Source organism: Dyadobacter diqingensis (assembly GCF_024220585.1).
GTDB lineage: Bacteria > Bacteroidota > Bacteroidia > Cytophagales > Spirosomataceae > Dyadobacter > Dyadobacter diqingensis.
Genome location: NZ_JAMXKF010000010.1, coordinates 40,896 through 54,911 on the forward strand (window position 1 = coordinate 40,896; position 14,016 = coordinate 54,911).

The 14,016-nt window shown below is 44.6% G+C and carries 12 protein-coding genes; all 12 read left to right on the top strand.

Annotated features, from left to right (window positions below):
- Positions 1-153: 153 nt before the first annotated feature.
- The 12 genes from M1L62_RS23345 (at position 154) to M1L62_RS23400 (ending at position 13,906) form a co-directional block, all read left to right on the top strand.
- Positions 154-1,470 (top strand): peroxiredoxin family protein, encoded by a 1,317-nt coding sequence (locus M1L62_RS23345; RefSeq protein ID WP_254562054.1) that lies wholly within the window; start codon positions 154-156, stop codon positions 1,468-1,470.
- 29 nt (positions 1,471-1,499) lie between these two features.
- On the top strand, positions 1,500-2,054 hold the full coding sequence (locus M1L62_RS23350) for a protein-disulfide reductase DsbD domain-containing protein (RefSeq protein ID WP_254562055.1): 555 nt from the start codon (positions 1,500-1,502) through the stop codon (positions 2,052-2,054).
- An 18-nt stretch (positions 2,055-2,072) separates the two neighbouring features.
- On the top strand, positions 2,073-3,029 hold the full coding sequence (locus tag M1L62_RS23355; RefSeq protein ID WP_254562056.1) for a cytochrome-c peroxidase: 957 nt from the start codon (positions 2,073-2,075) through the stop codon (positions 3,027-3,029).
- Between the two features lie 21 nt (positions 3,030-3,050).
- A complete protein-coding gene (locus M1L62_RS23360; RefSeq protein ID WP_254562057.1) occupies positions 3,051-3,440 on the top strand; it encodes a carboxypeptidase-like regulatory domain-containing protein in 390 nt (129 codons plus the stop codon).
- 52 nt (positions 3,441-3,492) lie between these two features.
- Complete coding sequence (locus tag M1L62_RS23365; protein WP_254562058.1) at positions 3,493-4,737, top strand: dipeptidase; 1,245 nt, start codon at positions 3,493-3,495, stop codon at positions 4,735-4,737.
- Between the two features lie 357 nt (positions 4,738-5,094).
- Positions 5,095-5,502 (top strand): hypothetical protein, encoded by a 408-nt coding sequence (locus M1L62_RS23370; protein ID WP_254562059.1) that lies wholly within the window; start codon positions 5,095-5,097, stop codon positions 5,500-5,502.
- Positions 5,503-5,528: 26 nt separating this feature from the next.
- Complete coding sequence (locus tag M1L62_RS23375) at positions 5,529-7,355, top strand: outer membrane protein assembly factor (protein ID WP_254562060.1); 1,827 nt, start codon at positions 5,529-5,531, stop codon at positions 7,353-7,355.
- 358 nt (positions 7,356-7,713) lie between these two features.
- On the top strand, positions 7,714-9,324 hold the full coding sequence (locus M1L62_RS23380; protein WP_254562061.1) for an aminotransferase class V-fold PLP-dependent enzyme: 1,611 nt from the start codon (positions 7,714-7,716) through the stop codon (positions 9,322-9,324).
- A gap of 434 nt (positions 9,325-9,758) precedes the next feature.
- Positions 9,759-10,130 (top strand): hypothetical protein, encoded by a 372-nt coding sequence (locus tag M1L62_RS23385; protein ID WP_254562062.1) that lies wholly within the window; start codon positions 9,759-9,761, stop codon positions 10,128-10,130.
- Positions 10,131-10,483: 353 nt separating this feature from the next.
- Positions 10,484-10,873 (top strand): nuclear transport factor 2 family protein, encoded by a 390-nt coding sequence (locus M1L62_RS23390; RefSeq protein ID WP_254562063.1) that lies wholly within the window; start codon positions 10,484-10,486, stop codon positions 10,871-10,873.
- Positions 10,874-10,897: 24 nt separating this feature from the next.
- Positions 10,898-12,829 carry a hypothetical protein gene (locus M1L62_RS23395; protein ID WP_254562064.1) on the top strand — a complete coding sequence of 644 codons (1,932 nt, stop codon included), beginning with the start codon at positions 10,898-10,900 and terminating at the stop codon, positions 12,827-12,829.
- Positions 12,830-12,853: 24 nt separating this feature from the next.
- Positions 12,854-13,906 (top strand): ferritin-like domain-containing protein, encoded by a 1,053-nt coding sequence (locus M1L62_RS23400; RefSeq protein ID WP_254562065.1) that lies wholly within the window; start codon positions 12,854-12,856, stop codon positions 13,904-13,906.
- The last annotated feature ends 110 nt before the right edge of the window (positions 13,907-14,016 follow it).

Below are 14,016 nucleotides of genomic sequence, written 5' to 3' on the forward strand. Positions count from 1 at the left end.
TAAGAGACGACTGATTAAAAACCACCTTTGATTAGTTAACGTATTATCGGAAAAAATCCTGCAAATGTTTCCGGTTCAGTAAGAGTTCTTTCGGAGCAGTTCCGTAGGGCATATAGTTAACTATTATTTCAAAACTTAACAAAATCAAGTTGTATGAAAATCAACAACCAGATTAAAGCCGTGGCTTTGGCAGGCGCCACCATTTTAAGCAGTTATGCAAATGCAGGAGATGATAAACCGAGTGCAAAAGCGCCGAAACAGGGGATTTGGCGTGGTGAATTCGTGATCAGCGAAACGCACATTCCATTTAATTTTGAATACAACAATAAAGATAAAGACCATCCGATCCTGACGCTTTTGAACGGAACGAGAAGGGACGATTTTAAGGTGACAAAACTGAGCGGTGACTCTATTTTCGTCAAAATGAACACGTATGATGCCGCTCTTGTGGCCAATGTGGAGTCAGATGGAAAAATTACCGGAGAATACAGAAGCCTGGTTCCTGGTTTCCGGGGAAGCTCCCTGCCTTTCTCTGCTGAGCATGGCAAAGACTACCGTTTTGTAGAAAAAGGAAAAGAACAGCCGACCAAACATAACTTAACCGGAAAATGGGATTTACAGGTTTACAGTAAAGCAAAAATGCCTGACAACGTGGCCCTGTTGAAACAGGAAGGGAATAAACTTACCGGCGTGGTGATGTCGACCGTGGGCGATAGCCGTGAGCTGGAAGGCGTTGTGGAAGGCGATGAATTTGTGCTGTCACATTTCTCTGGCCCAAACCCAAGGGTTTACAAAGGGAAAATCAATGAAGACGGTTCGATTACAGGCGTGATCAGCTCCGGTATTTATGACAACACAAAGTTTGAGGGATCTAAAAACGCGCTGGCGGAATTGCCTGATCCATACAAACTTACGCATCTGAAAGAAGGTTATACCAAGCTTGATTTTACACTGCCTGACCTGAACGGAAAGCAGGTTTCATTAAGCGATGACAAGTATAAGGGAAAGGTTGTAATCGTCGAAATTGTAGGTACCTGGTGCCCGAACTGTACAGACCAGACTGCATTTTTATCACCATGGTTTAAAGAAAACAAAGCACGTGGTGTAGAAGCGATTGCGATCGGTTTTGAGCAAAAAGACGATCTTGAATACGCAAAATATACCCTGGGTACTTTGAAGAAAAAGTATGGAATTGAGTATGATGTTCTTTTCGGCGGTATTGCTGATAAAAAAGTAGCATCTGAAAAACTTCCTGCCCTTAACCGCATGATGGCTTTCCCGACAACCATCCTGATTGACCGCAAAGGAGAAGTTCGCCAGATCCATACAGGATATACCGGAACCATTACCGGTGATTACTATACGGAGTATGTGAAAAAGTGGAACAAGGATCTTGACGAGTTGATCGCTGAGCCAGTACCATCAACATTTACTTCTGCAAAAACATCTGCAACAAAGAGTTCTAAATAATATGAGTGTAAGTTTAGGTACGCTGTAATTTGAAACAACTGCAAAGCCTCCGGAAACGATGTACTTTGCAGTTGTTTATCGCTTTGTACCTGAAATTATTGGCTTCGCTTATTTCACGGATCATCATCATGATTAACAAACTGATAGTTTTTTTACTGATCATCACGTCGTCGGTGTATGCGCAGGAGACAAAGGATATTTCGAAATGGAAAGTTGCGGTTTCAAAAACCAGCGTCAAGCCCGGCGATGAAATTGAGGTGGTCTTTTCGGCGGATATCAACAAGGACTGGAAATTGTATTCGTCCGATTTTAAGGGTGATATCGGTCCGCTGCCCACAGAATTTAAATTTACCGGCACAGAGAATTACAAGTTGCTGGGTGATATAACGGCGGTTTCTCCTTTAAAAACCGTTGACCCGACCTGGGATGTGGCTTATACCTATTTTCTTGAAAAGGCGGAATTTCGTCAAAAGATTAAAATTGTAAAAAAGGATGCGCTGGTGAAAGGGACCATCAAAGGGCTTCTATGCAATAACAAAGACGGAATCTGCGTGCCTTTCCAGGAAAATTTTCAGGTTAATTGATCAATAATTTTTTCTAAAATGTTAAGGATAAGAAAATTTTTTATCGTGATCCTTAGTGGGTTTGCCTTTACGCTGACTGTGGCTTTTCAGGCTCAGAAAGAAGAGGAGGTTTTAACAAAAGAGGGCTTGGGTGAAAAGCTTTTTTTTGATCCCGTTTTGTCGCGCGGGCAGGCGATCAGCTGCGCCTCATGTCACATTCCGGCTTTCGCATTTGCCGATACTGCCGCTTTCAGCATTGGTGATAAGGGTACACGTGTGGCCAGGAATAGTCCGGCGCTTACCAATTTGTCGGGGCGGACAGACTTTTTCTGGGATGGCAGGGCTTCTTCACTTGAAGAACAGATTCTTGGCCCGCTTTCTGCACACGACGAAATGGATTTGCCGGTTGAGCAGGCTGTTGAGCGATTAAAGAAGCATGATTTTTACAGCGCCGCATTTCAAAAGGTATTTAAGACAGAAGTAAACCAGAAAAATCTTTTAGGAGCGATCGCCGCATTTGAAAGAACACTGGAAACGACGGATACGCCTTACGACCGGTATCTGGACGGCGATGAAAAGGCGATGTCGGAATCGGCCATTCGTGGACGTATATTGTTTATCGGCAAAGCGAATTGTGCTACATGCCACTCAGGAGAGGACTTCACAGCCGACCGTTTTAAAAGTATCGGATTGTTTAATGGGAAAGAATTGACCGATACCGGGCGGTTTAAAATAAGTAAGGATAGCTCGCATATCGGGATGTTCAAAGTGCCGGGATTGCGTAATGTGGCCGTCACTGCGCCGTACATGCACAATGCGATGTTCAGGACATTGCGTGAGGTGGTGCAATATTACAACACACCAGACAAATTTATCAGTAACAGTATCAACCGGGATTTGTCGCTGGGCAGCTCGCTTAATCTGTCTGACCGGGAAGTGGATGACGTCGTTTCGTTTCTGGAAGCGCTTACGGACGACAGGTTTAAAAAGAAGTGATTTATACTTAATTATCCGGTTATGAAACGAAAAATCATAGTACTTGGCATTTTGTCTGTCGCGATTTCGGCGCCATCCTTTGCGCAAAAGAAAAGCATTATCGGGACGATTACTTCCAGCGAAAACGGCAATCCGGTAGGTGGAATCATTGTGATGGTGAAAGGTACGCACCAGGGTTTAGTGACTGCCGATGACGGTTATTTTGATCTGATTGTTTCAGAAGGCGATACGATCGAGTTATCGTCCAGGTATTTTGTTGACCGGGAGGTTATTGTTGGCGCCGATTTTAAATATAATATCAATCTGGACGAGAAGTACGGACAGAAACGCACGGGACATCTTTTCCGGCAAATGGATAAAAAAGAAGAAAACGTGCTTACACAAAATACATCTTCATCAATTAACAAATAGCAACATCACTGATCGGTCTCAATCCTGAGACCGATTTTTAACACCATAAAAAATGAAAAAAATAATCGTAACAGCACTTGTTCTGGGGTTGTCGCTCAACTTCTCGTGCAAGAAAAAAGCGGAAGAAACTGCTACCAAGGAAGATTTTGCAAAAGTTCATCAGGCTGCGCTCACGATCGATCCGCACATCGATATCCGCGAAGACTTTGACGCAGAAGGCAATGACGCCGGTACCGAAACGCTGGATCAGATTGACCTGGTCAAATTGGAAAAAGGGCAGCTGGATATCGCGACGCTCGCTCTTTTTGCCGATCCGCTCCGCCGGACTCCGGAAAATATTGTTTTGGCGAGAAAACAGGTGGATTCGAAGCTAACGACCATTCAGGATTTTGTCAATAAGCATCCGGACAAACTGGAATTCGTAAAGTCGACCAAAGACATCGAGCGGATTGCCGATGGTGGGAAACACGGGATTTTGTTAAGTTTTCTCAATGCCCTTTCGCTTGGGAAGGATACATCTCTGATCAGCCATTATTATGATAAGGGTGTGCGTCTCTTTGGTTTTGCGCATGCAGGAAATAACGACTGGACGGACTCGTCGCGCCCTAGCGAAGCTTATGGTGACAAACCCAATGAGGCTGGCGGTTTGACAGCCATTGGAAAACAGGCTGTTCCGATTTTAAACCGTTTGGGCGTCATCATTGATGTTTCTCAGCTGACAACCGATGCCTTAAACCAGACCCTGGCGCTGAGCAAAGCGCCGGTTATTGCTTCGCATTCGGGCGTTAGAAGTATTGTTGACAATACCAGAAATTTGTCTGACGCGGAGTTAAAGGCGATTGCGGACAAAGGCGGGGTTGTTCATATTGTTGCGTTTGCGGCTTATCTGAAAGACACGGCTGCTTTTAAGGAGGATTACAAAAAGAAAATATTTGAGCCGCTTGGGCTGGTGGTGGGTAAGGATAACCCGAAAGAAAAACTGGATTCGGCAGGATACCGGAAGTTTAAAGATGCTTACAAGGAATTCTCCCGAAATGAATGGAAGTATGCTACGCTAAACGAATATCTCAATTCGGTTGACCATGCTGTTAAACTGATCGGGATTGATCACGTAGGTTTCAGTGCCGATTTTAATCACGGTGGCGGAGTGAAAGGTTATGCCAGCGTAGCCGACGGCCCGAATATTACGCAGGAGCTTATCAAAAGAGGTTACTCCGAAGAAGATATCAAAAAACTTTGGGGAGGCAACTTCCTGAGGGTTTTCAAAGAAGTTGAAAAACAGGCTGGCAAGAGCTGAGCAGCAGCATAGCGGTTTTGAATTTATCTGTCCGGAAATATCCATTTTCCGGACAGATTTTTTTTGTTCGTTAATCAAACCGAGGAAAGTGATCTGGTGAAAATCCGGAGCAGCCTGAAAAAAAAAGATAATCGGAAACCCGAAAATTACCATTGAATAAAAAGGCGATGGTTTTGTAACTGATTTCACATCGTTCCTATTAAGTTTGGGTGTTATTTTACGGAGACTTGATAGCTGCCAGGTTCATGCATGATAGTAGAAAAGGCAGCCGAAAGGATTATCATGTTAACCGGAGGGCAGGAAGAAATTCTTGTCGGTTGTACTTTTTTGTAAAACAGTATTTTACTTGATATCACTATGCCAACAAACATCACAACACCCGAAACCGTCAAAAGATGCATTCCTTTTTTGTTACGGGTTATGGTTTTTAGTCCCGAATCCGGATATAAGTTTACCATTGAAGTTCAGAAAGCCTGCACGGCTGAAAATGAAGAGGTGTGGAAGCTGCTTTTTGATCTCTATAAAAAGAAAACGCCTGAGAGCGATTTTGATCAGATTGTGAGTGTCGAGTTTGTGGCCGGTGACCCCAATGATATCGATAAAGTTGCCGCAATTACCGACGAAGGCATGAAAAGAGCACAGGTGCGGGCGTTCCGGGACAATGTCTATCCGTTGGTTAAGCCGTTCGGAGAAGATGGTCAGGTACCGACCGAAGCAGACCAGGCTGCTATTGACGCGGCAATGAAAAAGGCAATCAATGCCTGATGTTTCCGGGGCTCGGACCTCCTGATATGATGGTAGAAAATGATGGTGTCTGTTTCAAAGCTGCGCTTAAAATGTTGTCTCGGAACGGATTCGTACTGAAAATTTTCCTGTCTTTACTCCTGGTTTCGAACATCGCGTCGGGACAGGCGGCTGATTCGTGCAATGCCATTACGGCAAGCATGAACTATACCGTGCGGTCTGTTTCGATAAAAGGACGATTTGTTCCCGATGTTTTACAACAAAAAGCTGAGCAGATAATAGGGGTTGAAACGTTGTTTGATCCGGCAAGACTGGGCCCGGCACAAGAGGAAATCAGGACAGCACTTGTCAGTTCGGAGCAAAATTTTTTCATGCGGTTTGTCAAACAGTCTTCCTCTGTTTTATATATCTATACCAAAGTTTGCCCCGTTGTGACAGACTCGACGTCCCGTCAGGTAAGCGTCGAAATTTTCCCTTATTATCTTGGTGTAGATCTGGTTAGTATTGGCGACAATATCCTACCCATTCCCCGAAGCGCACGACCGGTTTTTTTTACGCAGCTTCCGCCCATACTTAGAATTACCGCCCCAATCGCCGGTTTTTACAATGACAGAAACTATGGCCCGGCAATTTTTGTGCGGACCAATACCGACCTGCTGCATGTTTTGGGGAAACCTTCCGGCAATAAAAATAACGGCTTATGGCATTTGAATTTTGGACTGCAAATACGGAAATCGCTGAGCCAGTCTTTCAATGATATCGGTACGGGTTTCGAACTCAACAGGTCGGATTTTAATGTTAAAAATCTGGGATGGAGCCTCGGCGGTTATTACGGACATCAGTCTTTGCCGTTGGGCAAAGAGGAGAGTACACGAAATATGTTTGGCCTAAATGCCGGAATAACCGGAATCCGTCGATTGCTGGTGTTCTCTAAATATGCTGTCAATGCAGGTTTCAGATATTCACGGAACGACTTCGGAGACCAGGCCCGTCAGTTTGTTTCCGAGCGCGGGCTGAGAATAGCATTTATAGGAGATAGCCGGATAGGGCAGGGGATGTCGCGGTTTGGTATTTATTTTGATGATAACCTTCCCAAGAACTTTGGGTCCGGGAAGTCTTATCAGCGGCTTAGCTCGAATTTGGGATATAACACCGTCATTGGTAAAGAGCATAACAATATTGATATGGAAGTGCTGGCCGGTGGCGGGCTGAGTTGGGGGAATGTGCCTTTGTACAATCAGTTCTGGTCTGGAAACGGTGCAAGAAACTTTATGTATGAGTCTTTGTCAGGTATGGGAAATCAGGGATACTCGCCGGGTCCCTCGGTACGGAGTTTGGGAGAAAATGAAGGGGGGATAAGGAATCCTTTGGGGTATTTGCAGGGTGGGAGTGCCTACTGGCATATTAATCTCAATCTGTCCATTCCTATCAGAGCCTGGGCCAGACCGCTAATCCCCGATATCGTTATTTCAGAAACTGCACGGCGCAGAAGTACGCTCCGCTCAGCATTGAAAGGTGTTGTGGAAACGACAAAAAATGCCATTATATCCGATTTGATCGATAATGACAGCTTGCCCGATAACGAAGAAACTGAGAAAATTGCCGATAATATCGTGAACCGGGATATTCGCCCAACCATCAATTTTCTCGCCGACCGTGCCAATGTTTATGCCATCAAACCCGTCGCGCTGTTTGATATGGTCAGGTTATACAACGATGGAAATTCCAAAACCTGGTACGCAGCCGGTGCAGGTCTTCAAGTGATTATCATCAACGCGAAACTTCAGGCGGGTTACATGCATACCCTATCTCCGGCGTCGGATCATCACAAAGGCAATTTTTTCGTCAAACTCACCGTGAGTGATTTTTACTAAGGTCCGGCGAAGCCTAAATGTGTGAATTTGACAGTTTTCCTGCCGGACACACTTCGCTATATTACATTGTTTTCGATAGCTCTTCCACTTGCCGGTAACGTTACCTTAAAAGGTTAATTATATTTGGTTAAGAACCGTTTTAGTGTTAAACTCGTCCGGTTTTTAGCCGAAACAACAATACAATGAGCCGTTTTGCTTTTTTTATTCAAAATATTATACTTTAAGCATAATTCGGACCCCGCATAAAAAGATTGTCCGAAAAATCGATATCAGGATCGTGTTGTGAGATGCAGAAACCGGCATTAAATTTCGATTAATATTTCCTTGAAAAAATTCCTAAAACTCTTATTTAATTAAAATGAATCGTAGAGATGCTATTAAAGATTTATCACTGCTCCCGCTCGCAGGAGGCGTGATGCTTCCTAAAATGTCAGCTCCTGTGGCAGAACCAAACGGTGCTGCGGTGGCTGCCGGGAAGGAAATTTACCAGGCTATTGGTGTGGAGCCTATTATCAATTGCAGAGGAACGTTTACCATTATAGGAGGCTCCATTGAACGTCCGGAGGTGAGAAATGCCATGGATGCTGCGGCGCAGGTTTTTGTACAATACGATGAACTGGCTTTTGGGGCGGGAAAACGTCTTGCGGAACTTACCGGTGCGGAATGGGGGATGGTTTCGGCAGGATGTGCCGCTGGGATGAAACATGTTACTGCTGCCTGTGTTACGGGCGGTAATCCTGAAAAGCTGATACGGATCCCGAACCTGGCTGGTTTTGATAAAACGGAAGTGATTATTCCAAGATATTCCCGCAACGTTTATGATCATGCACTCCGTAATATAGGCGTGACATTGATCACGGTTGATTCGATCGACGAGCTGAAAAACGCGATCAGTTCCCGTACGGCCATGATTTATCTGATGGCCATGCAGGAGTCGATGAGTGGGCCGATGTCTCTGGAATTGATTTCAAAAATAGCCAAGGAGAAAAACGTTCCTGTTATGGTAGACGCTGCGGCTGAGGATCTTACCATCCCTAATGTTCATTTGAAAATGGGCGCGGACGTGGTGATTTACAGCGGCGGAAAAGCATTATGTGGTCCGCAATGTGCCGGGCTGGTTTTAGGCAGAAAGGATTTGCTGATGTCTGCCTGGCAGGCCAGTGCACCACATCACGGCCCTGGTCGCGACAACAAGGTAGGCCGCGAAGAAACGATGGGGATGATTGCTGCTGTGGAAGCATGGACAAAACGTGACCATGCGGGGGAGTGGAAAAGATGGCTGCTGTGGCTGGATAATATTTCCAAAAAAATGGCAACGATCGACGGTGTGAAAACAACGGTGGTTGAACCGAAAGAACTTTCGAACCGGACACCTCAGCTGAGAATCACCTGGGATCCGGCCAAACTGAATATTTCGGGTGAAGAAATTGCAGAACTTTTTGGAAGAACAAAGCCACGTATTGCACTCGGCGGCGGTACCCGCGATGGCGCTACTTTTGTTTCTATCACCACCGGGCAAATGCAGCCTGGCGACGATAAGGTTGTTTCAGATCGTTTGTATGAAGTTTTGACACAGAAACGTGCGCCGCAAAAAACAGATATGGCAGCGGCTTCTTCTTCGGTTAAAGGGCACTGGGATATGGAAGTTGAGTTTTTTTCAAGCACCAGCAAGCAGTCGCTGATTATCGAACAGGACGGAAACTGGCTGGTGGGTTCGCATAAAGGCGAGTTTAGTGTGCGTGAAATGCAGGGAACGCTGGAAGGAAACGAGATAAAAATGAGAAGTACGGATCGTCAGCTTGGAGACGCCATTACATTCATGTTTTCGGGTACTGTGAAAGACGATACCATCACCGGATCGGTTTACATGGGTGAATACATGACCGCGAAATTTACTGCGAAACGTCATACGTTTAAGTCGAAACGGGAAAAAATAATGATCCCGTCAGGGCCACCGCTGGCGACTTAACATTGCCTGGTTTAGTACAAAAAAAGAGCTGTGAAAACAGCTCTTTTTTTGTTTCATCCTTTTATAAAACTACGCTGAAAACACGTTGTTTAGTTGGATTTATTATTTGAATTTTATAATATTTAAAATGTGCTTGTTCGTCTCCCGGGAAAGAGAGGGGAAGGGGTGATTGCTGGAAGTTGTTTAAAGTGCAAAATAATATCAGATTACTTTAAGTGTGTTTTTTGGAATAAAAATAATATTTGTAACTTTTGATATACTGAAATGTAATCATTTCAAAAGCAAAAATAAATCAGCCAAGATTCTAAAATTTTCGCTTATTAAATGTTTGAATTTTATATCTTTTTGTTTGAAAAAAATAGCGTTTGATAAATACCCGGAAGTACATTTGTGCAATTATTAAATTCCTATATCCTTAAAAGTTAATCGTTGTAATGTTCAAATTATGTATTTTTAAAACCATGGCGATTGGAGCCTGTGTTTTATTTTCTGTACAATCCCAGGCTCAGAATTTATCCGATCCGGGAATCTCTTCACATAACTACAAGATGCCCGACAAAGCCGCAAAGGCTCGTTTTACCGATCAGTATATTGTTTTGACAAGGCAATCTTTTAAGCAATCTTTTGAAAGTGGACAAGCCCGGACACCGAAGTATGCTTCACGCCCTTCAACAGTCATCGAGAAAAGAAAAAGTGAGCAAATGAGCGTTATTAATCCTTTGACTTCCGGTGCAAATTACAAAGCACAGACAAAATCCCCAATGCGCGATAAGTCGCAGGCGATGGTTATTTGCAGTTTAAATTAATGCTGCCGAAAGACTGAATATCAGGCATAAAATAGTTTTCCGCTATTGCCGGATAGGTGACGAGAATATTCAAATCCTGATTGCCCAGCGATCAGGATTTTTTTGTTATGACGCTCCGCTCCCAGTCAGATCTCTGCTTGTTTCGGTATTGGATTATCGCATAACAAAGGTTGTACTTTACCGTTAAATAAGTTTAGTAAAATAAATTCTACATTCAATGTAGAATATTGGAGTAGTTCTTTCATCTTGCTTTCTTATTGGTAAGGTCTGCAAAAGTCCTGTTTTGACAACATGATTTTGGTGACTCCTTCGATATCAGTCGGATACCATGCGTTACCTAAAACTTCACACCCATGAACATGCAAGATGAAAAAGAAAAAATTGATAAGCTGCGGCTCATTGTCCAGGAAGCTGAAAATACCGGCAATTTACAGCTGATGGCATCCATATTGGCGGATGATCTTACGGTCATTGCGCCGGGATCTCCCGTCATCAATACCAAAGCCGGTGGCGTGGATTTCCTTAAATCCTGGTTTGATGCTTTTACCATTCAGATCAGTTACGTATCTCAGGATATCGAAATCAGGGAAGATCTTGCCTATGAATGGGATGTCTATCATCAGACTACTACCGACAAAACAACCGGAGAAAAGGCATCCGAAGTAGGCAGGATACTTTGGATATACAAAAAGTGTGACGATCAATGGTTGCAGCATTTTATCATCTGGAATACTGAAAATTAATCCCTCATAATAAATAAATTCACCATGTCTTATTTGCACGCGCCGCGGCTCGTGTTTACCGGCGATTTCCTCTCGGACGTCAGTACGGTAAACAACGACACCGCTCACTACAACAATGCCACTTTTAAACCCAATTTTCAGGAGCCCGGAAAAGGAGCCACCAATGGATGGTGGAACCCGGAAGGAGGCGCTGTTTTTGATTTTCAGAATTGTGCTGTTCGTCAGATTTTTCTGCCGGATGGAACGACACAGGCCGACTCGTCGCAGGATATCATTATCGGTCAGCTTGTTGTAGGCGCGGAAGGCCGCCCGACCGGAAAAATGGTCGATCTGGATCCTGATGCGCAGATGGTGTCGGCCTTATGGTGTGTGCAGCTAAGGATTTGCACCGCACAGAATGAGCTGCTTTTTAAAGGTGATATCAAAACAACCTGCTTCCGGGATCTTCAGCTGAGACAACTGGATGGGGGTAAAAGCAACGGACAGCCGCTTGGTGCCACCTGGAATTCTACATTGACGAATATTACCTGGGGAGAACTGGCGGATTCTTCGCCGTTTTTAAAACAACTCAGGGCGACTACGCAGGGGGATAAGTTGTCCATAAACCTGAATCCTTTCGGTTATTATTACGCGCACAACGACGGCAGGTTTTCGCTTGGCAGAATCATCGGATCGATCGGGCCTTATTTTGAAGGTGAACCAACGACCTTTGCTCCATACCGACGCCTATACGGGATCAACTACAACAGCGGCATTCGATCGACCTATCTGAACAATACCAACTTTCTTGTTGAAGCGGATAACAAGCGGCTTTCCATCGATTTTGGTGCCAGCTTTCCGGTTGCCAATTCCATCGGAACCATCAATTTTAATCAGACATTGATCCTGGCAGTAAGCAAAATTCCGTTGAATTATGCCGCCACCAAAGACGCTCCGGTTTTCTATATTAGTCCAAATGATGTTACAGAGATCGGGCCGTTGAATTACCAGTCGGATCCTGACTGGCTGAACCAAACCGGCGGTATCGTTTCGTTTAATAATTTATCCGACGAAACTATAAATGCGTTGGCTGATAATCAGTTGCTGGTGCTTACGCCATCTGCCGCCCAGACGGGGCAGTATGCGATCATCGCCCGTGAATCGGTCGACGGACTTTTTGTGAGAGCGGATGATTTTGTGCAGAGGCTGGATGATGGCGACTCTGTGGAAATAGATTTTTATGCATTTCAGTGGGGGAAACCGCTTGCCAATAATGTCATCACGCTTACCCTGGAAGCTCCGACGCCAGACACTCCGATTGGTCCCCAAAACCCGATTTCCGAGCTTTACGGGAATAATTATCCGATTGATGGGATAACGTTTCAGTCACAGATCACAACCTGTGAAAAAGGAACAGCAAAAATGCTGCTGACCGGAAATGCAATCCACAGTCCGAGACATTATATTGATGGACAGGTCTACACGATCGATTATCAGCTGAACACGGTTGACCCGGCTTTCGGGACGGAGTCGGTCGTGCTTCATTTGCGTGATTACTTTGAAGTGATCGAGAAACCGGTCTGGTCGGATATTTCTGACATGATGATCCAGTATAGCAATCTGTATCCGATCATGAGTAAATATGTGGTGAACCTTTCGGATCCGGAAGACCTGATTCAGAAAAAGAACATTCTGATTTTCGCTTTTTCCCGTCCGATGGAAGATACCATGCACATGCCTGTGACGAGAGATTTGTCGGCTCCCAAAAGACAGACCATTCTCAACTGGTTAAAGGATCCGGTGTTAACCCGCACCAGCAGTCTGAAGGGTATTGCCGAAAAACCCAAATCGGAAAATCCGGTTGCAGTGGGAACGGCATTGTCCGAAAAACAGATGAAGTACAAAGAGGCTGTCAAAGCTAAAAACGGATCATTTCCGGGCTTTCCCAAGACAGATAACTTGTTTGAAAATTTATGATCCACCGTTAGAAAAATCCTCACAATGCTTAAAATAGATTCAAAATTCATACAAAAGGTGCAGCAGTCCGAGGAGTTGGAAGAGCTGTATCCATTGCTTCAAAATGCCATCGAACTGGAGCATTCAACCATCCCGCCTTACCTGACGGCAATGTTTTCCATCAAACCGGGGAAAAACCTGGAAGACAGAAAGATCATTCATTCCATTGTGATTGAAGAAATGATGCACATGACCATCGCCGCAAATATTTTGAATGCCCTGGGTGGGCAGCCTTATATCAGTAACAGCGATTTTGTACCGGAATATCCCGGTCCGCTACCCATGGGAATAGGGAACGGCCTGATCGTGGGACTGGAAAAATATTCAAAAGCCTGTGTGAAAAATGTATTCATGGAGATAGAAGAGCCGGAAAATCCACTGGTTTTCAAGTCTTTTTCGCTGGCTGCTACGCAGGATTTCAGTACCATCGGGCAGTTTTACCTTGCTTTGCAACAAAAAATAGAAGAAATAGCGCCTATTGAATTGCCGGGGGATAAAAGCAAACAAGTGACTTCTGCATTTTTTGATCCCGCATTGCTTTTCCCGATTTACACACGACACGATGCTGTGAATGCGATCAACATCATCGTGGAACAGGGCGAAGGAACCTCCATTTCTCCGTTGGACCAGGATGGTGAAATAGCGCATTATTATCGTTTTGAAGAACTTTTTAAAGGTAAAAAACTGATCAAGGATGATACGGCGCCAAACGGATTTTCGTTTTCGGGGCCTGATATTCCTTTTAATCCGGATGACGTTTATCCGCTGTTCCCGAATACCAAAATTGCGATGTTACCCACGGGCAGCGAGGAATGGAACAGGATGAAGCAGTTCAATACCAGCTATTTTTCTTTGCTGCAAGGGTTGCATAAGACTTTCAACGGCGATCCTGCCGGGCTGGATAATACCATCGGGATTATGTACGACCTCAAACTGACTGCCGAAAAATTGTGTGCGACACCGTTTCCGGGCAAGGAAGGGTACACGATCGGGCCATCGTTCGAGTATATCACTGTTCCTTCTGAAATAGCGGTTTAAAACAGATGAAATAATAAGAAAAGCGCGGGGTGTTTGACAGCTCCGCGCTTTTTCGTTTTGCCGAATGTTATAACTTTTAAAAATGATCAGGTTATAACCGGACGCGCCGG